21 protein-coding genes are annotated in these 24,193 nt (G+C 73.6%); 13 read left to right on the top strand and 8 right to left on the bottom strand.

What is annotated here, in order from left to right; all coding sequences use genetic code 11:
• The first annotated feature begins 135 nt into the window (after window positions 1-135).
• The 5 genes from ACXNSR_RS01985 (at window position 136) to ACXNSR_RS02005 (ending at window position 5,394) form a co-directional block, all read left to right on the top strand.
• Window positions 136-975 carry a 2,3-dihydro-2,3-dihydroxybenzoate dehydrogenase gene (locus ACXNSR_RS01985; RefSeq protein ID WP_458640387.1) on the top strand — a complete coding sequence of 280 codons (840 nt, stop codon included), beginning with the start codon at window positions 136-138 and terminating at the stop codon, window positions 973-975.
• A 168-nt stretch (window positions 976-1,143) separates the two neighbouring features.
• Complete coding sequence (gene dhbC, locus ACXNSR_RS01990; RefSeq protein WP_458640388.1) at window positions 1,144-2,349, top strand: isochorismate synthase DhbC; 1,206 nt, start codon at window positions 1,144-1,146, stop codon at window positions 2,347-2,349.
• On the top strand, window positions 2,346-4,061 hold the full coding sequence (locus ACXNSR_RS01995; protein WP_458640389.1) for a (2,3-dihydroxybenzoyl)adenylate synthase: 1,716 nt from the start codon (window positions 2,346-2,348) through the stop codon (window positions 4,059-4,061). Before dhbC ends, ACXNSR_RS01995 begins: the two co-directional genes overlap by 4 nt.
• 12 nt (window positions 4,062-4,073) lie before the next feature.
• The gene (locus ACXNSR_RS02000; RefSeq protein WP_458640390.1) at window positions 4,074-4,706 is read left to right on the top strand and encodes an isochorismatase family protein; all 633 of its coding nucleotides are present in this window, start codon (window positions 4,074-4,076) and stop codon (window positions 4,704-4,706) included.
• Between the two features lie 238 nt (window positions 4,707-4,944).
• Complete coding sequence (locus ACXNSR_RS02005; RefSeq protein WP_458640391.1) at window positions 4,945-5,394, top strand: DoxX family protein; 450 nt, start codon at window positions 4,945-4,947, stop codon at window positions 5,392-5,394.
• A 52-nt stretch (window positions 5,395-5,446) separates the two neighbouring features.
• Here ACXNSR_RS02005 and ACXNSR_RS02010 read toward each other — a convergent pair whose 3' ends face one another.
• A complete protein-coding gene (locus tag ACXNSR_RS02010; protein WP_458640392.1) occupies window positions 5,447-5,791 on the bottom strand; it encodes a MerR family transcriptional regulator in 345 nt (114 codons plus the stop codon).
• 110 nt (window positions 5,792-5,901) lie between these two features.
• On the opposite strand from ACXNSR_RS02010, the gene ACXNSR_RS02015 reads away from it, so the two are divergent.
• Window positions 5,902-6,489 carry a flavodoxin family protein gene (locus ACXNSR_RS02015; RefSeq protein WP_458640393.1) on the top strand — a complete coding sequence of 196 codons (588 nt, stop codon included), beginning with the start codon at window positions 5,902-5,904 and terminating at the stop codon, window positions 6,487-6,489.
• An 8-nt stretch (window positions 6,490-6,497) separates the two neighbouring features.
• Here ACXNSR_RS02015 and ACXNSR_RS02020 read toward each other — a convergent pair whose 3' ends face one another.
• Window positions 6,498-8,063 (bottom strand): protein kinase domain-containing protein, encoded by a 1,566-nt coding sequence (locus ACXNSR_RS02020; RefSeq protein WP_458640394.1) that lies wholly within the window; start codon window positions 8,061-8,063, stop codon window positions 6,498-6,500.
• 255 nt (window positions 8,064-8,318) lie between these two features.
• On the bottom strand, window positions 8,319-9,092 hold the full coding sequence (locus ACXNSR_RS02025; RefSeq protein WP_458640395.1) for a helix-turn-helix transcriptional regulator: 774 nt from the start codon (window positions 9,090-9,092) through the stop codon (window positions 8,319-8,321).
• 137 nt (window positions 9,093-9,229) lie between these two features.
• Here ACXNSR_RS02025 and ACXNSR_RS02030 point away from each other — a divergent pair, with 137 nt between their 5' ends.
• From ACXNSR_RS02030 to ACXNSR_RS02045, 4 genes are read left to right on the top strand one after another with little or no spacing between them, the layout of a single operon-like run.
• Entirely contained in the window at window positions 9,230-10,279 is a 1,050-nt protein-coding gene (locus ACXNSR_RS02030) for a FecCD family ABC transporter permease (protein ID WP_458640396.1), read from the top strand.
• Between the two features lie 5 nt (window positions 10,280-10,284).
• Window positions 10,285-11,397 (top strand): FecCD family ABC transporter permease, encoded by a 1,113-nt coding sequence (locus ACXNSR_RS02035; protein WP_458640397.1) that lies wholly within the window; start codon window positions 10,285-10,287, stop codon window positions 11,395-11,397.
• Window positions 11,394-12,221, top strand: a complete 828-nt coding sequence (locus tag ACXNSR_RS02040) for an ABC transporter ATP-binding protein (RefSeq protein WP_458640398.1) — start codon at window positions 11,394-11,396, stop codon at window positions 12,219-12,221. Before ACXNSR_RS02035 ends, ACXNSR_RS02040 begins: the two co-directional genes overlap by 4 nt.
• A gap of 14 nt (window positions 12,222-12,235) precedes the next feature.
• Window positions 12,236-13,288 (top strand): ABC transporter substrate-binding protein, encoded by a 1,053-nt coding sequence (locus ACXNSR_RS02045; protein ID WP_458640399.1) that lies wholly within the window; start codon window positions 12,236-12,238, stop codon window positions 13,286-13,288.
• Window positions 13,289-13,324: 36 nt separating this feature from the next.
• On the opposite strand, the gene ACXNSR_RS02050 is transcribed toward ACXNSR_RS02045, so the two are convergent.
• Window positions 13,325-13,783 carry a MarR family transcriptional regulator gene (locus ACXNSR_RS02050; RefSeq protein WP_458640400.1) on the bottom strand — a complete coding sequence of 153 codons (459 nt, stop codon included), beginning with the start codon at window positions 13,781-13,783 and terminating at the stop codon, window positions 13,325-13,327.
• A 210-nt stretch (window positions 13,784-13,993) separates the two neighbouring features.
• Here ACXNSR_RS02050 and ACXNSR_RS02055 point away from each other — a divergent pair, with 210 nt between their 5' ends.
• Together ACXNSR_RS02055 and ACXNSR_RS02060 are read left to right on the top strand one after the other, a co-directional pair.
• Entirely contained in the window at window positions 13,994-15,838 is a 1,845-nt protein-coding gene (locus tag ACXNSR_RS02055; RefSeq protein WP_458640401.1) for a siderophore-interacting protein, read from the top strand.
• A gap of 68 nt (window positions 15,839-15,906) precedes the next feature.
• Window positions 15,907-16,791, top strand: a complete 885-nt coding sequence (locus ACXNSR_RS02060) for a hypothetical protein (protein ID WP_458640402.1) — start codon at window positions 15,907-15,909, stop codon at window positions 16,789-16,791.
• Window positions 16,792-16,810: 19 nt separating this feature from the next.
• Here the strand turns inward: ACXNSR_RS02060 and ACXNSR_RS02065 are convergent, their stop codons facing one another.
• The 3 genes from ACXNSR_RS02065 to ACXNSR_RS02075 all read right to left on the bottom strand — a co-directional run bounded on the left by ACXNSR_RS02065 (window position 16,811) and on the right by ACXNSR_RS02075 (window position 22,927).
• The gene (locus ACXNSR_RS02065) at window positions 16,811-18,577 is read right to left on the bottom strand and encodes a methyltransferase (protein ID WP_458640403.1); all 1,767 of its coding nucleotides are present in this window, start codon (window positions 18,575-18,577) and stop codon (window positions 16,811-16,813) included.
• A gap of 88 nt (window positions 18,578-18,665) precedes the next feature.
• On the bottom strand, window positions 18,666-19,838 hold the full coding sequence (locus tag ACXNSR_RS02070; RefSeq protein ID WP_458640404.1) for a 4-hydroxybenzoate 3-monooxygenase: 1,173 nt from the start codon (window positions 19,836-19,838) through the stop codon (window positions 18,666-18,668).
• 287 nt (window positions 19,839-20,125) lie between these two features.
• Window positions 20,126-22,927 (bottom strand): AfsR/SARP family transcriptional regulator, encoded by a 2,802-nt coding sequence (locus tag ACXNSR_RS02075; RefSeq protein WP_458640405.1) that lies wholly within the window; start codon window positions 22,925-22,927, stop codon window positions 20,126-20,128.
• 215 nt (window positions 22,928-23,142) lie between these two features.
• Between ACXNSR_RS02075 and ACXNSR_RS02080 the strand changes: the two genes are divergently transcribed.
• Complete coding sequence (locus ACXNSR_RS02080; protein ID WP_458640406.1) at window positions 23,143-23,568, top strand: hypothetical protein; 426 nt, start codon at window positions 23,143-23,145, stop codon at window positions 23,566-23,568.
• 83 nt (window positions 23,569-23,651) lie between these two features.
• Here ACXNSR_RS02080 and ACXNSR_RS02085 read toward each other — a convergent pair whose 3' ends face one another.
• Complete coding sequence (locus ACXNSR_RS02085) at window positions 23,652-24,077, bottom strand: SSI family serine proteinase inhibitor (protein WP_458640407.1); 426 nt, start codon at window positions 24,075-24,077, stop codon at window positions 23,652-23,654.
• Window positions 24,078-24,193 lie beyond the last annotated feature (116 nt).

Consider the following 24,193-nt stretch of genomic DNA (forward strand, 5'->3'; position numbering starts at 1 on the left):
GAGAGCGTCGTCATGACCAACGGCCCCCGTCCCGGGCCCGGCCATCACGAGCGCCCCGGGACAACGTGGCCGCCGTGTAGCGCCGTTCAGTATGCAATTAGGTTAGGCTTACCTAAGAATTGAGGAGGGGGCGGCATGTCCGACCACCGTGAGCCCGGCATCCCCGGAACCAGCGGATTCACCGGCAAGGTCGCGCTCGTCACCGGCGCGGGCCAGGGCATCGGCGAGGCCGTCGTCCGTACGCTGTTCCGCCTCGGCGCCACCGTCGCGGCGACGGACGTCTCGGCGAAGGCCGTCACGGCGCTGGCGGCGGAACTGGACCCGGGCCCGGAGGCCGGGCGAACGCCGGTCGCCGGCGAAGGCGCCGTCCGCGCCTACGAACTCGACGTCACCGACCCGGCGGCCGTCGACCGGACCGTCGGGCGGATCGGGCGGGAACTCGGCCCGGTCGACGTCCTGGTGAACGTGGCCGGGATCCTGCGGGCCGCACCGGTCGCCGAACTGACCGACGAGGACTGGGCGGCCACCTTCGCGGTCAACGTCCAGGGGGTCTTCTTCGCCTCCCGCGCCGTCGTCCCCGGCATGGCGGCCCGCGGCTCCGGCAGCGTGATCACCGTCGCCTCGAACGCCGCCGGGATCCCGCGCACCGGCATGGCCGCGTACGCCGCCTCGAAGGCCGCGGCCGTCATGTTCACCAAGTGCCTGGGGCTGGAGTACGCCCGCAGCGGCGTGCGCTGCAACATCGTGGCTCCCGGCTCCACCGACACCCCCATGCAGTGGGGGCTCTGGACCGACCCGCAGGCACCCGCCCGGGTGCTGGACGGGGACCTCGCCAGCTACCGGACGGGGATCCCGCTGGGCCGGATCGCCGACCCGCAGGACATCGCGGACGCCGTCGTGTTCCTCGCCTCGGACCAGGCGCGCCACATCACCATGCAGGACCTCTACGTGGACGGCGGAGCCACGCTGCGCTGACCCCGCGGCCGCCCCCGTCCTGCCTCGCGCACCACACGCGATCCCCGTGCCACGCGCCACGCACCGCCCGCACCGCCCGCACCGCATCGCACCGCACCGCACCGCACCGCCCGCAGCCGGCGACCGCCCGGCCGCACCCACCTGCCCCCACCCTGAAGAGGAGTCACCGTGCCGACGGTCCACCAAGTCGCCACGCCCCCCGCACCGGCCGATCCGGTGCACCCCTCGGTCGGCGCCGCCACCACACTGCTCGACGCCTACCGCGCCGGAGCCCGGTTCCTCGCGACGCCCACCCGGACGCTGCTGGCCCAGGGCATCCGCCAGGAGGTCGCGCACTCCGCCGAACCCCTGCCGCACCGCGTCGCCCGGGCCCTGGCCGAGGCCCGGCGGGCCGGGCACCCCTACCCCGTGGTGATCGGCGCGATCCCCTTCGCCCCGGACGCCCGCGCCGCCCTCGTCGTCCCGGAGTCCCTGCGCAGCGGCCCGCCGCTCACCTCGGACCCGCTCATCGCCCTGCCCGCCGCCGGTCCGGCACCGGCCGACTGGGCCATCGCCTCCGTCCCCGAGCCGGAGGTCTACGCCAAGGGCGTGTCCTCGGCCGTGGACCGGATGTGGCAGGGCGAGTTCAGCAAGGTCGTGCTGGCCCGGACCCTGGAACTCGCCTCCGACAGACCGCTGGACATACCCGCCATGGTGCAGCGGCTCGCCCGCCGCGACCCCTCCGGCTACACCTTCGCCCTCCCCACCGGCCCCGGCCGCAGCCTGCTGGGCGCCAGCCCCGAACTGCTGCTGTCCCGCCGGGGCGACCGGCTCATCTCCAACCCGCTGGCCGGGTCGACCCCGCGCAGCGCGGACCTCGCCGAGGACGTCCGCCGGGCCGCCGCCCTGCTCCAGTCCGCCAAGGACCTGCACGAGCACGCCGTCGTCGTCGACGCGGTGCACCAGGCCATGGCCCCGTACTGCACTTCCCTCGACGTCCCGGAGCGCCCCACCCTGCTCCGTACGGCCACCATGTGGCACCTGTCCACCACCGTGACCGGAGTGCTCGCACAGCCCGACGTCTCCGCTCTGGAGATCGCCTCCAGCCTGCACCCGACCCCGGCCGTCTGCGGCAGTCCGACCGACGTGGCCCGCAAGGTGATCGAGGAGACCGAGCCCTTCGACCGCGGCTTCTTCACCGGCATGATCGGCTGGGAGGACGGCACCGGCGACGGCGAGTGGGTCGTCACGATCCGATGCGCCGAGGCCGAGGACAACCGGCTGCGGCTGTACGCCGGAGCGGGGATCGTCTCCGCGTCCGAACCCGAGGCCGAGACCGCGGAGACCGGTGCGAAGTTCCGCACCTTCCTGCAGGCCGTCGGAGCAGAGCTGTGAGCGACCCCTTCGCCGACGACAACCACGCCGCGGCCGCGTGGCGGCCCTGGCCCGCCGAGTTCGCCGAGCGTTACCGGGCGGCCGGCTGGTGGCGGGGCGAGACCTTCGGATCCGTACTGCGCGAGCGGGCCTCGGCGCACCCCGACCGGATCGCCCTCGTGGACCCGGCCGGCGGCCCGGACGGCGGCCGGCGCACCTGGAGCTACGGCGAACTCGACGCGCGGGCCGACCGGATGGCCGCGGGCCTCGCGGCGCGCGGCATCGTCCCCGGTGACAAGGTGGTCGTACAACTGCCGAACACGGCCGAGTTCTTCGAGGTGGTCTTCGCGCTCTTCCGGATCGGCGCCCTGCCCGTCTTCGCGCTCCCGGCCCACCGCCGCACCGAGATCTCCTACTTCTGCTCCTTCACCGGGGCCGCGGCGTACGTGATCCCCGCGGTGCACGGCGGCTACGACTACCGCGAGCTGGCCGCGGCCGTCCGCGCCGAAGTCCCGGGGCTGCGCGAGGTGTTCGTCGCGGACCCCGACCCGGGCGGGTTCACCGCGCTGGCCGAGGTCCCGCTGGACGTACCCGCCGGAGGGCTCGGCGACGGGCCCGCCCCGCACGACCTCGCCTTCCTCCAGCTCTCCGGCGGCAGTACGGGCGTGCCCAAGCTGATCCCGCGCACCCACGACGACTACATCTACTCGCTGTGGGCCTCGAACGAGATCTGCGCGGTGGACGCGGACTCGGTGTACCTGGTGGCCCTGCCCGCCGCCCACAACTTCCCGCTGTCCTCACCCGGTTCGCTGGGAACCCTCTACGCGGGGGGCCGGGTGGTGCTGTGCCTGCAGCCGGTGCCCGACGTCGCCTTCCCGCTGATCGAGTCCGAGGGCGTGACGATCACCGGCCTGGTACCCCCGCTGGCCCTGCTCTGGACGGAGGCCGCCGCGCACACCGACCGGGACCTCGCCAGCCTGGACGTCCTGCTCGTGGGCGGCGCCAAGTTCAGCGAGGAGGCCGCCCGCCGGGTCCGGCCGGGCCTGGGCTGCACGCTCCAGCAGGTGTTCGGGATGGCGGAGGGGCTGGTGAACTACACCCGCCTGGACGACCCCGAGGAGACGGTCGTCACGACCCAGGGCCGGCCGATCTCCCCCGGTGACGAGATCCGGATCGTCGACGACGAGGACCGCGAGGTGCTCCCCGGCGAGTCCGGTCACCTGCTGACGCGCGGCCCGTACACCATCCGGGGGTACTGGAACGCGCCCGAGCACGACGCCCGCTCGTTCACCGCCGACGGCTTCTACCGGACCGGGGACATCGTCCGGATGACGCCCACCGGGCACCTGGTCGTCGAGGGACGCGCCAAGGACCAGATCAACCGGGGCGGGGAGAAGATCGCGGCGGAGGAGGTGGAGAACCACATCCTGGCGCATCCGGCCGTCCACGACGCCAACGTGGTCGGCGAGCCCGACCCCTATCTCGGCGAACGCACCTGTGCCTACGTGATCCTGCGCGAGGGCGCCGGAGAACTGCGGCCCGCCGCGGTGAAGAAGTTCGTGCGGGAACGCGGCCTCGCGGCGTACAAGGTCCCGGACCGGGTGGAGTTCGTCGCCGCCTTCCCCAAGACCGGCGTGGGCAAGGTATCCAAACGCGACCTGCGCACCGCCGTGCCGGCCGCCCCGGCCGCACCCGCCGCCGTCCCCGCCCCCCGTACGCCCCATCAGCACTGAACGGATGAACCCATGGCCCTGCCCGCCATCGCCCCCTACCCGCTGCCGACCTCCGAGGAGCTGCCGGCCAACCGCGTCGACTGGACGGTGGACCCGGACCGCGCGGTCCTGCTCGTCCACGACCTGCAGAACTACTTCCTGTCGGCCTTCGACACCGGCGCGCAGCCCGTCACCGGCATGCTCCAGCAGGTCGCGCGGCTGAAGAAGGAGGCGGGCCGGGCCGGGGTTCCCGTGTTCTACACCGCACAGCCCGGCGGCCAGAGTCCGGCCGAGCGCGGACTCCAGCAGGACTTCTGGGGCCCCGGCCTGCCCGCCGACCCGACGGCCGAGGCGATCCCCGCCGCCGTGGCGCCGGGCCCGGACGACACGGTGCTCACGAAGTGGAAGTACAGCGCCTTCGTCCGGACCGACCTCCTGGAGCGGCTGCGTGCGATGGGCCGGGACCAGCTGGTGATCACCGGCGTGTACGCCCACATCGGCGTGCTGATGACGGCCTGCGACGCCTGGATGCAGGACGTCCGGGCCTTCGTGGTCGCGGACGCCGTCGCCGACTTCTCCGAGCGCGAGCACCGGATGGCCCTGGAATGGGCGGCGGGCCGCTGCGCCGTGGTCACCACGGCCGACCGGGTCTGCGCCCAACTGTGAGACCGGCCCCGCTCCGGGCCCGGCCGCGGCGAGCCCCCGCGCACGTACCGCCGGTGTATCGCGTGCCGCTGCCGGTGGCCCTGTCCTGATCGCGGTCGCTCCCGTACCGGTGGGCGTCGCACACCAGGTGTACGGCCTGCCGGTACCCGCCGGCGGGGTCGCCGCCCCGGCCCTCCGGACCGGCTGACGGTCCTCCCCTCCCCCACCACCTCGTTACCCGACGACGAAGGACCTCCCCATGACGGAACGTCTGAACGCCGCCCGGCCCCACGCCCTGGGCCTCTTCCGGATCGTCACCGGCCTCCTGTTCGCCTGTCACGGCGCCGCTTCCCTCTTCGGCGTCCTCGGCGGCGCGCACGGCGGCGGCACGGTCCCCCTCGGTTCCTGGCCGGGCTGGTACGCGGCGGTGATCCAGCTCGTCGCCGGCGCCCTGGTGCTGCTCGGTGCCGGGACCCGCAGCGCGGCCTTCGTCGCCTCCGGCTCGATGGCGTACGCCTACTTCACGGCCCACCAGCCGGACGCCCTCTTCCCGATCCAGAACAACGGCGAGTCCTCCGCGATGTACTGCTGGGCCTTCCTGCTGCTCGTCTTCACCGGCCCGGGCTCCTTCGCCCTGGACCGCCTCCTGCCCGCCCGCGGGAACCGGGCCGCGGAGGGCGAACAGCGGTCTCGGGCGGCCACCGCCTGAGTCACTGCCCCCGGTCTCCCTGAGCCCCGCCCCACTTCCCCGGGGGCGGGGCTCAGGGCTGTTCCAGGTAGCAGGCCAGGGTGGCGCGGCTGTGCCGCAGGCCCTCGATGCGCGCGTCCATCGCGGCCAGTTCGCCGTCCAGGACCGTCCGGATCTCCTCGCACCAGGCGAAGCGCACTCCCTCGCCGCGCACGCACGGCAGCACCGTGCGGATCACCTCGGTGGACAGGCCGGCCGCGAGCAGGGCGCGCACCTTGCGGACGGCGGCCACGGAGTCCGCCGTGTAGTCGCGGTATCCGTTCGGGCCGCGCTCCGCGTCGATCAGTCCCTGCGCCTCGTAGTAGCGCAGCAACCGGGAGCTGACGCCGGTGCGCCGGGACAGTTCGCCGATCAGCATGTGCCGTACCTCTGCATCCGGTTGACCTTCACATTGATGTCAACCTCTAACGTCGCCCCTACCGGCGGGCATTCCGCCGGTCCGACCGCGCATCCGGTGGAGTGATGTTCATGACCGACCGCTCGTTCCTCTTCGTCCTCGGCAGCTCCCGTTCCGACGGGAACACCGGGATACTCGCGAGGGCTGCAGCCGAACAGCTGCCCGCCGGTGTCCGGCAGCGGTGGGTCGACCTGGCCGGGACGGCGCTGCCCGACTTCCAGGACGGGCGGCACGAGGCCGAGGGCTGGACGCCCTCGGAGGGCGAGGAGGCCCTGCGGCTGGCCACGCTGGAGGCGACCGACGTCGTGATCGCCTCGCCCCTGTACTGGTACGCGCTCTCCGCGCACACCAAGCGCTATCTCGACTACTGGTCGGGCTGGCTCACGACTCCCGGCTCGGACTTCAAGCAGCGGATGGCGGGCCGGACGCTGTGGGGTGTGACGGCCATGGCGGACCACGACGAGTCCCGTGCCCAGGGGCTGGTGACCGGTCTCCACCACACCGCGGCGTACATGCGGATGCGGTTCGGCGGGGTGTTGCTCGGCAACGGCTCCCGCCCGGGCCAGGTGCGGGACGACGAGCGGGCGATGGTCCGCGCCAAGGGCTTCTTCGCGCAGGACACCCCTCTGGCCCGCTTCCCCCACGAGGAATCGGCCTGACGCGTGCCTCATGAATGCCGGCAGCGGCCCCCGGGCGAATCGGCGGGCGGGGTGCACTGGTACGTGTAGTCGCCCTGGTCGTCGCTGAGGTAGCGGCCCAGGCACTCGTTGGCGGTCGTCCGGCCCTTGCGCGCGCAGAAGGTGACGGCCGCCCGGCCGTCGGCGAACGGACCGGGGGCGTAGACCACCCAGTAACCGGGCCTGAGGGAGGCGTAGTCCCCGCTGCGCAGCACCCGGGCCTCCGGGACCGTGGCCCGGATCGCCGCCAGCCGCTGGTCGCGGACGGCGGTGCCGGTGCTCTCCGGCTCGGAGAAGAGCTGGGCGATCCAGCGGCCGGCACCCGGTGCCGGGTCGCCGCCGCCGGGCACGACGGCCGCCGGGGTGCCCGGCGGCGAATCGGCCGGGGTGACGGTCGTGCCCGGAACGCCGACGCTGCCCGCGGTCGTGCCGGGAGTTGGGACGGGACCCGGCGACGCCGTGCCGGCGGCACCCGGTGCGGGAGTCGCCGAGGGCGGGCCCGTAAGCGTGGCGACCACAGGGGCCGTCGGCGAGGCAGCGCCCCTGCCGTCGGCGCGTCCGTCCGCGCCCGGCTCGAACAGGGCGTACCTGCCGATGCCGAGCAGCGCCAGGGCCGCCACGGCGGACGCTGCGGCGAGCACGCCGGCCTTCCGCCGGCGGTCCGGCCCGTTCCCGTGCGGGACGCCGCCGCCCAGCGGGCCGATGGTGGGCAGCGCGTGCGGGGGCGTTGCCCCGTGCGGCTGGGCGGGCCCGGGAGTGGGCAGTGCTGTGGCCTGCGGCGCGGGCGACAGCGTGGGCGGCGGGCCGGCGTGTTCGGCGGACGGCGGTCGGTCGGACACGGGGGAACGGCCGGGAAGGGAGGCGGGCGCCCGGTCGAGGTGGGTGGGCTCCGGTGGTACGGCGCCGCCGGTGTCCCGGGCGACGACGGCCAGCAGCCGGTCCAGCCGCTCCGCGGAAGGCCGCGCGGCCGGGTCGCGGACCAGCAGCTCGGCCAGAACGTCGGCCAGCGGGCCGGCCCGGCGCGGTGCCGGCACCGGCTCGTCGAGGACCGCGGCCAGCGTGGCCAGGGTGGTGGAGCGGCGCATCGGGCTGACGCCCTCCACGCACACGTACAGCATCATGCCGAGCGACCACAGGTCGGAGGCGGGCAGATCGGCGCCGCGGATCCGCTCGGGCGCCAGGTATTCGGGGGTCCCGATGACCTCGCCCGTCATGGTGAGGGAGGCGGCGTCCTGGAGGGCGGCGATACCGAAGTCGGTGAGCACGGCCGAACCATCCGCCCGCATCAGCACGTTGGCGGGTTTCACGTCCCGATGGCGGATGCCGGCCGCGTGCGCGGCCCGTAGTCCGGCGAGCACCTCGCGGCCGGTCCGGGCCACCCCGGCGGGCGACAGCGGTCCCCGCTCCAGTCGCCGGGCGAGGGAGTCACCGGGCAGCAGCTCCATCACCAGCCAGGGGTGCTCGCCCTCGTCGACGATGTGGTGGATGGTGACCACGTTCGGATGACTGATCCGGGCCTGGGCGCGGGCCTCGCGCAGCACCCGCTCGCGCAACACCCGCCGGAATTCCGGGTCGTCCTGCCCGGCCCCGGATCGTACTTCTTGACGGCCACTTCACGGTGGAGGACACGGTCCAGCGCGCGCCAGACCGTGCCCATCCCCCCGCTGCCGAGCCGGTCGATCAGCTCGAACCGTCCGTCGATCACGTCGCCTGGCGCACTCATGGCGCAAGGCTAGGGCAGCCGTGGACGCGCCGCCCCGGGCTCCGCGGTATGCCCCCCGGGAGGCTGAGGGGCCGCCCAGGAACTGCCGTCAGGCGGACCGGTCCAGCGAGCTGCGTATGTACGCACCAGGGGTCTGCCCGAAGTGGCGGCGGAAGGCCAGGATGTAGCCGTTGGTGCTGACGAACCCCACCCGGGCGGCCACGGAGCTCACCAACTGGCCCTGCTCCAGAAGGCCCAGCGAGTGGTTGAGCCGGAGCCGGGTGCGCCATTCGGAGAAGGCCATCCCGGTCTCCGCGCGGAAGGCCCGGCGCAGGCTGGTCGAGCTCGTGTAGAGGTTCTCCGCCCACTCCGTCGCGGTGCGCGGGTCGCTCGGCGTACGGGCCAGCTCCCGCGCCACGGCACCGGCGGTGTGGCTGGTGGGCTGGGGCAGCGGCAGGCAGTTGCGGTGCCCGGCGGACAGCGCGGCGAAGACCTCCGGGTCCTCCTCCTGGGCGCGGGTGCTGCGCATCCGCCCGAGGACCAGTCTGCGCTGGGCGTCGGTGATGTTGATGGTGGTGACGTCCTGGTACGGCAGCTCGAACCGGTCCGCGCCGAAGGACTCGACCGCGATGACGGAGTCGGCTCCGAACCGCGCGCTGTGCGCGATGCCCGCCGGGATCCACAGGGCCACCGAGGCGGACAGCTCGTAGTCCCGGCCGAGGGCGGTGACCACGATCCGGCCGACCGGGACGTGCAGGAACTCGTGGAACTCGTGGACGTGCAGCGGGTGTCCGCCCTCGGCGATGAAATCGTCATCGGCCATGATCGCGTCTTCCGCACGGGTCTCCTCGGCCCGCACGCTGCGCAGTCCCGTCTCGGCCACAACATCCTCCCCTGCCGCAGGGGCCGTGTTCTTGACCCCTGATTGTGAGCGGTTCGCCTCCGGCATTGGACCGGACCCCGCTTTGGTAAGGCTAGCCTAACTTCGAGCTTGAGCAGGTGAGGAGTACCCGAAGACCCATGAAGCAATCGGCTTCGCCGGCCGCACCATCGACCCCGACGCCCGCGAGGCCCCGTGCCTCGCGCGCATCGGTGGTCGTGGTGCTCGCCGGCCTGATGCTGGCCACCGTGACCATCGCGAGCATCGGCCTCGGTGCGCGTGACATATCCCCGCTGGAAATCGTGCGGATCCTGCTGCACCCGGGCGCGGAGGGCTACAACGGCGACGTCCTGTGGACGGAGCGGATCCCCCGCACGCTGCTCGGCCTGACCGTGGGAGCCGCGCTCGGCGCCTCCGGGCTCATCATGCAGGCACTGACGATGAACCCACTGGCGGAGCCGGGCGTCCTCGGTGTGCAGCAGGGCGCGGCGGTGTTCGTCGTGCTCGGCATCCTCTTCCTCGACGCGTCCGGCGTGCAGGGCTACTTCTGGATGGCGCTGACCGGCTCGGCGGTGACCGCGGGCCTCGTCTTCCTGATCGGCACCCGCACCAACGCGGGCAGCAGTACGATCGGCCTGGTCCTCGCGGGCGTAGCCGTGGCGGCAGTGATGTCCTCGCTCATCACCCTGCTCGTGGTGCGCGACGAGGCCGTCTACGCCCACCTGCGTTTCTGGTCCGTCGGCCAGCTCACCGGCCGGGGCCAGTTCCTGGGCCAGGTCCTCCCGTTCGCGCTCACCGGCCTGCTGCTGGCGCTGCCCCTGGGACGCACCCTGAACCTGCTGAGCCTCGGTGACGAGACCGCCCGCGGGCTCGGTATCCGGGTGGAGCGGGACCGGCTGGCGAGTGCGGCCGTGGCGGTGCTGCTGTGCGCCGCCGCCACTGCTGCCGTGGGGCCGGTTGCCTTCGTCGGACTGGTCGCCGCGCACACCGCCCGGATGCTGGTGGGCGCGGACCACCGCTGGTCGCTGCCGCTGTCCATGGTCTGCGGAGCCGTCCTGCTCGTCGGCGCCGACACCGCGGGACGGCTGGTGATCGACCACGGCGAGGTCCAGGTGTCGGTGATGACCGCCTTCGTCGGCACCCCCTTCTTCGTGTGGCTCGCGCGCCGCCGCGACCTGGTCCGGATGTGAGTGACATGCCACAGACCCACGCGCCACGGGCGGACGGGGCGCGCCGCCTCGAAGAGTCCTCCCGGGACACGGCGGCCGAGCTCAGGGCCGCCACCGCGGCCCGGCTGCGCGGTGCCCACCGCGCGGGGATCCGCCGGGCCCGCCTCGTCGCCTGCCTCCTCGTCCTGATGCTGCTCGCGCTGCTCGCCGCCTCGCTGCTGCTCGGCGGGGTCAAGCGGATCCCGGCGGGGGACGTCCTGCCGGCCGCCTTCGGGCTGCGCACCGGACTCGCCGACTACGTGATCTTCCGCATCCGGATGCCGCGCGCCCTGGCGGCGCTGCTCGCCGGAGCCCTCTTCGGGCTCTCCGGGGCCCTCTACCAGCGGCTCATCCGCAACCCGCTGGCCACCCCGGACATGGTCGGCATCTCGGCGGGCGCCGGAGCCGGCGCCACCACGGTGCTGCTGTTCGCCCCGGCGGTTCCCTTCGGGGCTTCCCTGGCCGGCCTCGGCGGGGCGTTCGCCCTCGTGGCGACGGTGCTCGCGCTGAGCAGGCGAGGCGGGAGCGTGGACACGTACCGCCTGGTCCTCGTGGGCATCGGTCTGACCGCCGTGTGCACGTCGTACGTGAACTACCTGTTCACGGTGGCCGGTCAGCACGGGATCGCGCAGGTGATGCGCTGGCTGGTCGGCAGCGTCAACGACGCCACCTGGGAGGGGGTGTCCACGCTGGCGGGCGCGCTGGCCGTGTGCGGGCTCTGCGCCGCGCTGCTGGGCCGCTCCCTGGGCGGCATGGCCCTCGGCGACCAGCTCGCCCTCGGGCTCGGCACCCGGGTGGGCGCCGTCCGGATCGCGACCCTGCTGGTCGGGGCCGCGGCCGCCGCGCTCGCCACCAGTGTCACGGGCCCGATCGGGTTCGTCTCGCTGATCAGCGGTCCCATCGCGATCCGGCTGGTCGGCACCGACCGGTCCGTCGCCCTGGCCGTCCCGATCGGCGCCGTCATCGTCCTCGGTGCCGATGTCCTCGCCCAGCACGGCCCTGTGATCAGCCCGGTCCCGACGGGCGTCCTGACGGCACTGCTCGGCGCCCCCTACTTCGTCTGGCTGATCCTCCGGCGCAGGCAAGGAGCCACCGCATGAGCGCACGACCCGTACCCGCCCTCCCCGACGCCGGCTTCCGGCTCGAAGCACGCGGCATCAGCGCCGGGTACGAGCGCAAGCCGATCATCGAGGAACTGTCCCTCGGGGTCGAGCCCGGCAGGATCACCGCGCTGGTCGGCCCGAACGCCTGCGGCAAGTCGACCCTGCTCAAGTCCATCGCCCGGCTGCTGCCCGTCGCGGCCGGCTCGGTCCTCCTGGAGGGCCAGGACATCCACGCCCTGTCCACCCGCGAGGTGGCCCGGCGCCTGGGCATCCTGCCGCAGTCGCCGATCGCCCCGGAGTCCATCACCGTCGGCGACCTGGTCTGGCGCGGCCGCCATCCGCACCGACGGTTCGGACAGCGGCGCACCGCCGCCGACGACGAGGTCATCGCGGACGCCCTGCTGGCGACCGGTACCGCCGAGCTGATCGACCGCCCGGTCGACCAGCTCTCCGGCGGCCAGCGCCAGCGCGTGTGGATCGCCCTCGCGCTCGCCCAGGACACGCCGACGCTGCTCCTGGACGAGCCCACCACCTACTTGGACATCGCCCACCAGATCGAGGTCATGGACCTCCTCGCCGACCTCAACGAGCAGGCCGGCAAGACGATCGTGCTGGTGTCCCACGACCTCAACCAGGCGGCCCTGTACGCCTCGACGATCGTCGCCATGCGCGACGGCCGGATCGTGCGCCGGGGCACTCCCCACGAGGTGCTCACCGAGGAGACCGTGGCCGAGGTGTTCGGCCTGGACTGTCTCGTCGTCCCCCATCCCCGCTCAGAGCGGCCCCAGATCTTCCCCCTGGGCCGTCGTATCCCCGCATAGGAGACACCACCACCATGCCCGTTCAGCACAGAACGCGCCGCCGCCCGGCCCGCACCCTCGCCGCCCTCACCGCGGCCGCCGCCTGCCTCGGCCTGCTCACCGCGTGCGGCGGCGAGGACACCGGCGCCGCCAAGGGCGAGCCGGCCGCGGCCGGAGCCGACGCGTCCGCCGCCTTCCCCGTCTCCCTCACCAACGCGTGGGGCAAGACCGAGGTCAAGAAGAAGCCGGTGAAGGTCGCGACGGTCTCCGACGGCGACACCGCGATCGCGCTGGCCCTCGGCATGGTCCCGGTGATCACCCCTGACGTCGAGGACGGCGCCAAGGTCCCCGAGTACAAGCAGCGCGCCATCGACAAGCTCGGCGCCGGCAAGCTCAAGACCTACGACGACAGCGACGGCACCGCCTACGAGGCCATCGCGGCCGAGGCCCCCGACATCATCCTCGGCATGAACACCTGGGAGATGGACGCGGACTACGCCAAGCTGCAGCCGATCGCCCCGGTGGTCACCTTCACCGACAAGGCGCAGGCCGACACCCTGACCTGGCAGGACCGGCTGAAGACGGCCGCGAAGGCCCTCGGCCTGAGCGCCAAGGCGGACGAGGTCATCGCGGCGAACGAGAAGGCGACGACGGAAGCCGCCGCCGCACACCCCGAGTTCAAGGGGAAGACGTACACCTACACGGTGGTCCACCCCGAGCAGGTCAGCTTCATGTCCTACGCCGCCCAGGACCCGGGCGTCTTCGAGAAGCTCGGCTTCACCAAGACGGACAAGGCGAAGAACTACGCGCCGGACAAGAACGCCGTGAGCCTGGAGAACCTCGACCAGCTCGACGCCGACGTCCTCCTCGTCACCTACCCCTTCGGTGACCGCGGTGTGATCAGCGCGACCGAGCTGGAGTCCAACAAGCTCTTCCAGTCGCTGAACGCGGTGAAGACCAAGCACTTCACGGTCATCCCGTCGGACAACTCGCTGTCCTCGGCCATCGCCTACCCGGACGCGCTGAGCGCCCCGTGGGTGGTGGAGCAGCTCACCCCGCTCCTCGCGAAGGCCGTCGCCGGTCAGTAGGGGCCGCCGCCACCCCGCGGTACGCGTCGGGCCCGGTCAGTGGTGCCAGGCCCGGCCTCCGGTGTTGTGGATGAACCGCTGGAGGACCTTCAGCGTGAGCACGTACTCCTCGTCCGGGATGTCCCGGTGCCGCTCCTGCCACAGCTCGGCCTGCGTCGCGGCCACCCGGGCATGGAACTGCCTCCCCTCGGCGGTGAGTTCGAGGTGCCCGTGCTGGTCCTGCGTGACCCAGCCGCGGCCTATGGTGGCGTCGATCTCCTCGGCGAGGTCGTCGATGCCCGCGGCCGCGTAGCCGCTGAGCACGCCGATCACCCGGTCGCGGGTCGGCGGTACCGCGGCCTGCGCGATCCGGTCGAGGATCCATGCCTGCGGCTGGGTGGTGCCGATTCCCGCGAGGACGGCCCTGATACGGGTGACCACCGCGTCGGAGGCGGCCCGGCTCCAGTAGCCGATGGGCTGCCGGACCAGTTCGGCGTCGTCGTGCGAGTACTCCATGGCGGATCCGCTCCGTTCTCTCTCTTCGAGATCGCCTGCACACAACACCGTAGGAGCTCAAGCGCACTTGAGGTCCAGACCTCCCGAACGGGCCGCGGATTGCGCGCGGGGTGGCAGTGCCGTGGTCCGCGGGTTGGATACGGGGTGCGCGCCGCGCCGTAGCGTGGCCGCATGCCGGATCTGCCGGACGGATGTGAAGGAGCAAGTCGGATGTCCACCCGTAGTCCCCGCTCGGTCGTCACCTTCCCCATCGTGCTCAGGGAGCTGACGGTGCTGCGCGTCCGGGACGTCACGCCCGGGATGCGGCGGGTGACGCTGGGCGGGCCCCAGCTGCACGCCTTCGAACACGCGGGGCTGTCCCTCCCGGCGTTGCGCACCGAGGGCTTCGACGACCACGTGAAGTTCTTCTTCGCGGAGGAGGGCCGGGAGCCGGTGCTCCCCCGGCAGAACGTGAGCAGCCTGGACTGGCCCTCGGACGGACGGCCGATCTCCAAGGACTACACGCCGGTGCGGTTCGACCCGGTGGCCGGCGAGATCGACTTCGACTTCGTACGGCACGACGGCGGGATCGCCTCGTCGTGGGCGCAGCAGGCCGCTCCCGGCCAGGTGACCTGGATCGCCGGACCGAAGATGTCGCACGGTCACCCCGAGGGCGCGGACTGGCTGCTGGTGATCGGCGACGAGACGGCGCTGCCCGCGATCGGACGCTGGCTGGACGAGATGCCCGAGGGGACCCGGGCCCGGGTGTTCATCGAGGTCGGCGAGGAGAGCCACCGCCAGGAACTGCCGACGCGCGCCGACGCCGAGGTCACCTGGCTGGTGCGCGCGGGCACCCCGGCCGGGCGCAGCGATCTGCTGGAGCGCGCGGTGCGCGACATGGAGTGGCTGCCGGGCACGGTGTTCGTCTGGGCGGCCGGGGAAGCCGTGACCCTCAAGGGCATCCGGCGGCACCTGTCGGTGGAGCGGGGCGTTCCGCGCGAGCGGACGCACATCACCGGCTACTGGCGGCGGGCCGAGGTCGCGCCCGGCCTCGCCGAGCCCGCCGACCCCGATGTCCTGGAGGGCGAGGACGCGCACGGCCGGCTCCACGAACTGACCGACCTGGCGCCGGGGCTGGCGATCCGCGTGGCCGTCACCCTGGGCCTGGTCGACCTGGTCTACCAGGGTGTGCGGGAGCCCGCGGAGCTGGCACGGCACAGCGGGACCGAGCCGCGCTCGCTGGGCGCGCTGCTGAAGTACCTCGTGGAGATCGAGGTGTTCGCGGTGGCGGAGGACGGCTACCGTCTGACGCAGGTGGGCGAGGAACTGGTCGAGGACGACCACTCGTTGGAGGAGTACGACCTGCGCGGCGCCCAGGCCGCCTTCGACCTGTCGCTGGCGGGGCTCGCCGAACGGCTGCGCTCGGGTGCGGACGGGTGCCGGACGGCGTCCGGTGAGACCCTGGCGCAGGCACTGCGCACCGATGCGCGCCTCGGCGGTTCGGCCCGTACCGCGATCGAGGACGAGGCCCGCTGGGTCTCGACCGGGGTGGCGGGCGCCTATGACTGGTCGGCGGTGGACGTCCTCGGTGCGTCGGGCAACGGCGCCGGCACCGTGGTGGGCGCGCTGGTCAAGGAGTTCCCCGGCCTGCGGGTGCGGCTCGCCGCCCTGCCGTCGGTGCTGGGCGTCCTGGGCGGGCAGATCCTCGATCCGGAGGTGCTGCCCCGGGTGGAACTCGTGCCGCAGACCCACCCGGTGCCGTCGGGTGCGGGGACGCTGCTGCTGTGCCGGCTGCTGGAGTGGCTGCCGGACGAGGACGCGGTGCTGACGCTGGCCGAGGCCGCGGCCGCACTGCCGGCCGATGGCGTTCTGGTGCTGGTCGAGCAGGTCGAGGCGGCCGACCCGGACGACATCGACGCGGCCCTGCACCACCTGCGGCTCATGGCGGCGTTCGGCTCCGGGCTGCGCTCGGAGAAGGACGTGACCGCGCTGGCGGAGCGGGCCGGGCTCGCGGTGCGCGCCTGCCGCGACGTCGGCTGGGACCACCGCCTGTGGGTGCTCGCACCGACCGCCTGACGCCGGCGGCGGCGTGCCGCCGGGCCGGGCACGAGGGCGATCCGCCCGGATTGTGCCACTCTGGCGTCATGATGTCCGAGATCACGGCCTCGGCCTGGGCCGGGCAGCAGGTCGCCGCTGTCCGCGACGACCCCACCGGGCGGATGGCCCTGATGGAGCGTTGCTACTCCGGCCCGTTCGGCAAGGCGCCACGGCACCTGCCGTTCCGCCGGGCGGCGATGTCGTTCATGCGCTGGCAGGTGCGGCGGGGCGTGCTGCGGCCGGGGTTCGCCGACCGGCCCGGCAGTCCGTGGTGGCGGGCGGTGAACGAGCGGATCCTGCGTGACGGCTGCGAGGCGGTGGGCCTGAGCGGCGGGCTGGCCGGGCCCGCCTCCTCGCGCACGGTCGACCACTGGTTGTCCTTCGCCGACCACCCCACGGCCCGGGCCTGGTACCGGGCGCACAACGGGAGCGTGGTCGCCGCCTACCTGGAGCACCGCGACCTCGCGGAGGCGGAGAACGAGACCGAGCGGTTCTTCATGAACGTGGTCCTGTGCCGCGTGCTCTACGCCCACGCCCTCGTCGCGGCGCCTCGTATCGCCCTGGGACGGCTGCGTCCGCTCGCCCCGTTCCTGGGTGATCCCAGGGTGGAGATGACCGGGATCTTCCTGCAGCTGTCGCGTGTGCTCCCCGACGAGTACCCGCTCCACGACACGGTGCGCTCCCACCTCGACCGGGAGATCGGATTCGGCCGCCTCCTCGATTTCGGTGTGATCGCACCGCGACTGCAGCAGCTCTACGAGTGGTCGGCGCACGAACTCGCGGCGCCCGGCCTGCTCGACTGCGTCCGTGACGGGTCCCCGGTCTACGCCTGGCCGTTCGCCGACCGGCACGTCTGGCAGCCCCCGGACTCCTGGGCCCTGCGCGTGATCCACCGGGCGCTGCCGCCTCCCCCGCGTACCCCGTACCGCTGACGGACGCCCTGGCTCCGGTTCAGCTCCGTCCGGCGCCGGGGTCCGGTGCGTCCGCCCTGCGGGCGTGCAGCACATGCGCGTCCAGGGGCAGGGGCCTGTCGCCGACGAGCCGCAGGCCCGCGTCGGCGAACAGGCGCGCGTAGTGGTCGGCGCGGCGTTCGCGGCCTCCAACGTTGCACAGCATGTGCAGGTCCCAGGCGGTGGCCAGCGAGGGGGACCCGTCGGCGGGCAGCAGACGTTCCACGACGAGCAGGTCCGCGTGGGCGGGCATCGCACGGACGCAGTGGCGCAGGATCTCGAGGCAGCGGTCGTCGTCCCAGTCGTGCAGGACGCGGGAGAGGACATAGACGTCGCCGCCGGGCGGCACGTCGGCGAAGTCCCCGGTGCGGTAGTCGCAGCGCGCGCCGCAGCCCGCGGCGTCGAGCAGCCCGCGGGCGGCCTCGACGGCGTGCGGGCGTTCGAGGAGGACACCGCGCAGGCGCGGGTGTGCGGTGAGGATGCGGCCGAGGAGTTCCCCGTTGCCCCCGGCGACGTCCACGACGGTCGCGGCCGCACAGGCCTGGGCCGCGGCGGTGATGACCGGGTGGGCGGGGAGCGGCTCGAACATCCGCGAGCTCGCGGCCATCGACAGGTCGAAGAGCGCGGCGAGTTCGGGGTCGCGGGCGAAGTGGTCGAAGTGGTTCTCGCCGAAGAGGTGGTCGAAGGCCGGCCGGCCGGTCCGCACGGCGTGGTCGAGGGCGCCGAAGGAGCGGTAGAACGGGCCTCCGTACATCAGGGCCAGCGGTCGCATCGACCCGGGCGCGTCCGCGCGGAGCAGGGCGCCGAGTTCGGTGAGGCGGAATCCTTCCTCCTCCTGGTCGGGGTACCGGGTGACGGCACCCAGCATGGCGAGGTGGCGCAGGAGCACGCCGAGACCCCGGGGGTCGCTGCCGGTCAGCCGGGCGAGTTCCCCGGTGCGGTGGGCGGTACGGGTGTCCATGGCGTCGGGCAGGCCCAGCCGGGAGAACGCGGCGAGCGCCTGTGTCGTCCAGGCGCCGGTGAGGAGGTGGAGGAGCGTTTCGGCGGGCTCTCGCGCGTCGTGGCCGGGCCGGTCCAGGTGGGCGGCGAGGGTGTCCCGGTGGTCGCCCCGTGCGTAGAGTTCCAGGCGCCGGTAGTCGCAGGCCGCGGCAGCGGGGAGGGTGAAGTAGAGGACCGTGCCGTCCTCGTGCGGGTTGTAGCCGCCGCCGTCGGGCCGCGCGCCGTGGCGGGCGAGGATCGCGCACAGTCCGCGCAGTGCCAGCGGCTCGGGGTGGTCGATCTCGAAGGCGAGGTGCGCCTCGTGCCGATGAGTGCGTTCGTGGGCGGCGATCGGTTCCAGGTCGGAGCGCGGGGGCACGGTCAGGGCGAACACCTCCACCGCGCGGCGTTCACCGGCGCAGGTGTGCACCTGCGGGCGCAGGATCCGCACGTCGAGGTCGGCCGGGTCGCGCCGGTGGCGCCGGGCGAGACGGTCCCGGACCACCACGCTGGGGTGGGAGGGGGTGTCCACGGCCAGCCCGCAGGCGGCGAGCCGGGCCCGCAGGCCGTCCGCGTCCGGCGGGAAGAGCAGCAGCCCCGCGTGGGCGAACCGGCAGTGCCCGGCCAGCGCCCGCAGGTCCGGGCCGTCGAGACCGGGCAGGAGGAGCGGGAGCAGGGCGGCGCTGTCGTGCTCGCGGACGAACCGCACCGCCGCGCGCAGGCAGGCGTCGTCGTCGGCATCGTCGATGCCGTCCAGGAGCAACGTTTCGTCGGGGAGGGTCGTCGTCATCGTGGGGGTGTCCTCGGGCCGGTACGGGGCTGGGCAGGGCAGGGCGAAGCGGTGGGACGGGACGAGCGGTACGGGGCTGCCGCGGCGGTCACACGCCGACGTAGTTCTCGGCGAACCAGTCCTGGTGGGTGCGCGAGGTCCGCAGCGAGGTGAGCCGGGAACGCCGCAGGGCGGCGTGGAAGAACGATCCGGCATCCTGGTCGCGGTCGGGGGTCGCGTGCAGGAGCCGGGTCATCCACCCGGTGAACTCCTGCGCCCGCCAGATGTGCGCCAGGCAGCGGTCCGAGTACCCGTCGAGACCTGCGGTGTCACCCCTGGTGAGTGCGTCGGTCAGGGCTTCGGCCAGCATCTCGGCCGCCAGGACCGCGAGGTTGGCGCCCTTCGCGGCGGCCGGTGCGAGCAGGCTCGCCGCATCGCCCGCCAGGAGGAGCGAGCCGTGGCGGAGCGGTTCGACGACGTCGCAGGTGAGGTCGAAGACCCCGCGTTCGAGAAGCCTGCCCCGTCGTAGCGGGCCGTGCTCCGCGGCGCGCATCCGGACGTCGAGCTCGTCCCAGATCCGCTGCTCGGGCCAGGCGTCGGCGGGCGTGCCGCGCTCCCACTGGAGGTAGTAGCGGGTGACTTCGGACGTGCGGGCCATGTGTCCGGCGAAACCGCGGTCGTGGAGGGCGTAGCCGACGGCGTCGAGACTCGCGGGGGCCTCGGCGAGCAGGCCGAGCCAGGTCACCCCGTGGTCGTGCGCGTGGTGACGCACGGATCCCGGCGGCAGCGAGCGGCGTGCCGCTCCGTACCGGCCGTCGCAGCCGGCGACGTACCGGGCGGACCACCGGGTTGAGCGGCCGTCGGACTCGCGCGTGGTGACGGACGGCCGGGTGCCGTCGCTGTCGTGCACGGCGAGCGCCTCGGTGCGGAAGCGGATGTGTCCGCCGAGGTCGAGGTAGTGGTTCAGGAGGTCCGTGACCAGGTGTTGCTGCGGGTAGACGTGATGCTGCCCGCCCCGGCCGAGGGCTCCGTAGTCGAGGCGGAACCGGCCGTCCTCCGCACGGAATTCGCACGTGCCGTGGCGTCGGCCGTGCCGGTGCAGGCCGTCGGCGAGGCCGTGGCGGTCCAGGATCCGCACGGTGTTGGGGGCGAGGAACCCGGCGCGGGCCCGGGTCTGGACATGGGCGCGGGAGGCCCGCTCCAGGACGACGCAGTCGATCCCGGCGGTGTGCAGCAGGATTCCGAGGACCAGCCCTGCGGGGCCGGCACCGAGCACGACCACGTCGGCAGATTCACGTAACGTGTGTGAGGCATTACATTCCGTCATAGCGGGTGAAGCATAAGCACGTGAAGATCCACAGACCTACATGAGCCATCCCTAGGCGGGAATAGAGTGACAATCACCATGAATGTGCCTGCCCGGCGGTGACGGGACCCGTACGGGTCTTCGCCGCCGACCGGTGGTGCGCCCCGGGCGCACGCACGCGGACGCGCCCTCCCGCACTCTCCTGCCACGCGCCGACGCGCACGGGGCCGCCGGGGTGCGGGCCGCGGGATCCGGGACGCCGGTCAGCGGGCCACCGGCAGCCCGTCCAGGGCCACCCGCGCGGCGGCCTCGCCTTCCTCGTAGTCGCTGGCCCGGGCCTCCCGGATGGCTTCGTGGAGCTGCCGTACGGCCTCACCGGTCCGTCCGACGGCGGCCAGCGCCTCGCCGTGCAGCGTGCGCAGGACCACCCGGCGCGGGGCCGCCAGCAAGGGCGCGGCGAGAGCCAGCCCGCGGGCGGCGTGTTCGGCTGCCTCGGCCGCGGCGCCGACCGACAGCAGGTGCTGGGCGAGGTGCTGGTGCGCCAGCGTGACGGTCTCGGTGAGGCCCTCCCGCTCGGCCAGGGCGAGGGCGTCGGCCAGCAGGCCGCCGGACCGCTCGCGGTCCCCGTACCGCATGAGCGCGACGGCCAGGTTGATCCGGGCGACCGCCTCCCCGGCGAAGTCCCCCGCCCGGACGGCAAGATCAGGGGCCCGCTCCAGCCGCGCCAGGGCCTCCTCGGCCCTGCCCTCCTCCGACAGCACCCAGCCGAGCAGCGCGGACGCCCGGGACTGTGCCGCCGGATCACCGTCGAGTTCCGCGGACGCAAGACCCTGTTCGAGCAGCGGCACCCAGCCCTCGCGTACCTGCCACACGATGAGCGGCCACTGGAGCAGGACGAGCCGCCAGGCCCGGTCGTGCAGGCCGGCGGCGACGGCGGCCTCGACCGCCCCCCGCAGGGTGCCGCGTTCGGCGGAGTACCAGGCGAGGGCGGCCGTTCGGTCGGCGAACCGGCGGATCCCGGCCGAGCGCCGGGCGCCGGGCGGGAGTGCGCAGCACGGCTCTCCGCCGGGCTCCGCGGCCGCGCACGCCCCGAGCAGGGTCTGCACCCAGTGGTCGAGCAGCCGGAGCAGACCGGCGGGTTCGCGATCGGATGCCAGGCTGCGGGCGAAGAGGCGCACCAGATCGTGCAGCACGTAGGACTGCGGCCCCGTCTCGACGACCAGCTGCGCCGCGGCCAACTGCTCCAGTGCCAGGGCGGCCCGGGGTGGCGGGCAGTCGGCGAGCGCGGCCGCGGTGCCGGTGTCGAGCGTGGCACCGGTGTGCGGGCCGAGGTGGTGGAACAGCCCTCGCGCCGGTTCGGGCAGCTGCCGCAGACTGAGGCCGAGCGCCGCGGCGACCCCGGTGTCCTCCGCCTCGAGCAGGTCCAGCCGGTGCTGCTCGTCGGCCAGTTCACCGGCGAAGGAGGCCAGGCCCCGGTGCGGACGGGTGGCGAGCCGGGCGGCGGCGACGCGCAGCGCGAGCGGCAGTCCGTCGCACAGGCCGGCCAGTCGCGCGGCGGCTTCCGGTTCGGCCGCCACCCGGTCCGGGCCCAGTACCGCGGCCAGCAGTGCCGTGGAGTCCGCGGCGGGCAGCGCGGCGACCGTCAGCGGGCGGGCGGCGTCGGTGGCCACCAGGCCGTCGAGGCGGTCCCGGCTGGTGACGAGGGTGACGCACTCGTCACCGCCGGGCAGCAGCGGACGGATCCGCTCCGAGTCGGCGGCATTGTCCAGTACGACCAGCAGTCGGCGTCCGGTGGTCAGTTCGCGGTAGCGGGCGCCGAGGGCGTCGGGCGAACCGGGCATCCGCTCGACCGGGACGCCGAGCGCGAGCAGGAACTCGCGGAGCACGGCGCCGGTGTCGCGGGCCGGGGTGGGGCTGAAGCCGCACAGGTCGGCGAAGAGCGTGCCGTCGGGGAAGGCGGCGCGGCGCCGGTGCGCCCAGTGCACGGCGAGCGCGGTCTTGCCGACGCCGGCACTGCCCGTGAGGGTGACGATGGGGCCCGGGGTGGCGGCCGTGACGCGGTCGAGGGTGGCGAGTTCGTCCTGCCGTGCGATGAAACCCCGTGGCCGGCGCGGCAGCAGCCGCGGTGTGACGGCGGGCTCCGCGGCGGCCCCGTGCGACCTGGCGGCGGTCGGCCGGGGCGTCCCGCGGCCGGCATCCGCGTCGGCCTCCGCCCGGGCGGGCGTATGGGCGTGCGTGTGGGCGCCGGGGTGGACCTCGGGGTGGGTCCGGGCGTGGGCGTCCGTGCGCAGGAGGGTGTTGTAGGCGTCGGTGAGCACCGGGGCGGGGTCGACGCCGATCTCGTCGGCGAGGAGCCTGCGCGTGCGGTGGAACCAGTCCAGCGCGTCCGCCTGCCGGCCCGCCCGGGCCAGGGCCAGCATCAGCTGCGCCACGAGCGGCTCGTGCAGCGGATGCGCTGCGGCCTCGGCGCGCAGCGCGGACGCGGCGGCCGCATGATCGCCCAACTGCCCGTACGCGCGTGCCAGCGCCTCCACCGCCGTCAGACGCAGCTCCTCCAACGCGTGCGCCGGGGCTTCCAGCGGTGCGCTGCGCACGGTCCCGGCGAACGCCGGCCCCTGCCACAGCCCCAGCGCCTCACGGAGGACCGCCACGGCCTCGCCCGGGTCCGCGATCCGCGGGACGAGCCGGAGCGACTCCTCGAAACGGTGGGCGTCCACGAGCGACTCGGGCAGACACAACCGGTACCCCGCCCCCTGGGTGAGGAGTTCCACGCCGTGTGCGGCCGCGTCGTGCTGCGCCAGGACCGCGCGCAGCCGGGAAACGTGTCCCTGCAGCACGGTGCGCGCGTGCCGCGGCGGCTCCTCGTCCCACAGCGCCTCGGTGAGCCGCTCGACCCCGACGGGCGTGTTCGGATGGGCCAGCAGCATGGCCAGCAGGCTCCGGCGTTTGGCAGGGCCGAGCGGGAGCGGAACTCCGTTCGCCGTCGTTGCGGAGACCGGCCCCAACACGCGGAACTGCACAGACCCCACCCTCGTCGATCCGCACCGCTTCGTACCGTTCTGCACAGGTAGTGACGGCCCTTGCTCGAGGATAAGGCGGATTGTTCGGGCGGCATGAGTACGGCCTCGGCCAAAGATGGAAAGCGTGTTCCATGTCCGAACGCACGGGCATCGAATGCGGCACCGGCGCAGCATTAGCCGGGCGTTAGGGCATCGTTTGCGGCCGGTGGAAGTGTTCGGAGCGTCACGTCGTTCCGTCATCCCGATCGGGGAGTACCCACATGACCTTGGCCATCCTCCGCCGCTCCGCCCTCGCGGTCACCACCCTCGCGCTCTCCGGAGCCGCCCTCGCCGGTGTCGCCGCCGCCCCGGCGCAGGCGGCGACGCCCGCCGCCGCGGCCGGCTTCTGTCACGTGTCCGGGCTCGGCGGTGACTACATCTGCGAGTACGGCGAGGCCTGGATGACGTACCCGGCCGGAAACCGTCAGGTCTTCATCGTCGGCACCGACTTCGCGGTGTGGACCCGCTGGCAGTACGCAGGGGGCTCGTGGAGCGACTGGACCTCGATGGGCGGCACCGTGCGCAGTGGGGTCCGGATCGAAGGCAACAACACCTGGAACCCGACCATCTCCATCATCGGCATGGACGGTGAGCGCTGGTCCCGGCACCGCCTGAACAGCGGCAGCTGGACCCCCTGGCAGAACTGACCCCCCACCCCCGTGCCCGGTCCCCGGCCCGCGGGGGCCGCCGGTCCGGGTCCGGGCGCGGAGGGAGGAAGCAGGAGGGTGCGTCAGAACGCGTAGAGGGCATTGCCGTTCAGGGTCGCGGACATCACGCACGCGTTGCGGAAGGTGTGCTTCCATGCGACGCGGCCGTCACCCCAGACGCCGTCCGCGGTGATGGTGACGGGATCCTGGCGCCTCGGGCACGCCCGGCTCCGGTCCGGGGCGGCCAGCAAGCGGTCCAACTCGCCCTCGGTGGCGTTGAGGGCGTCGCACGCGGCCCGGGGATCGGGGTGCGTACCCTCGGCGGCGTAGCCACAGCTGAGGACGACCGCCCGCAGGACCGTACCCGTGGCGGCGTCGCCTCCCTGGGTGACGCCGAGGACCATCGCGGAGGGTGCGTGCAGGCTCGCGGGGCTCGCCTCCGCCAGGCCCGCAGTGCCGGCGAGGCAGAGGAGAGTGGCGGCGGAGACGGCGGCTAAGCGGTGACGCATGACAGGCCCACTTTCGATTCGAAGGCTGTTTGGCGCGCTAAAACTCTCATGTAGCGCTCAAGCGGGGCTGAGCCTGCCAGGCCTGAAGGCCCGTCGCACACGGGCGATCGATTTAC

The organism is Streptomyces sp. NC-S4, assembly GCF_054353315.1.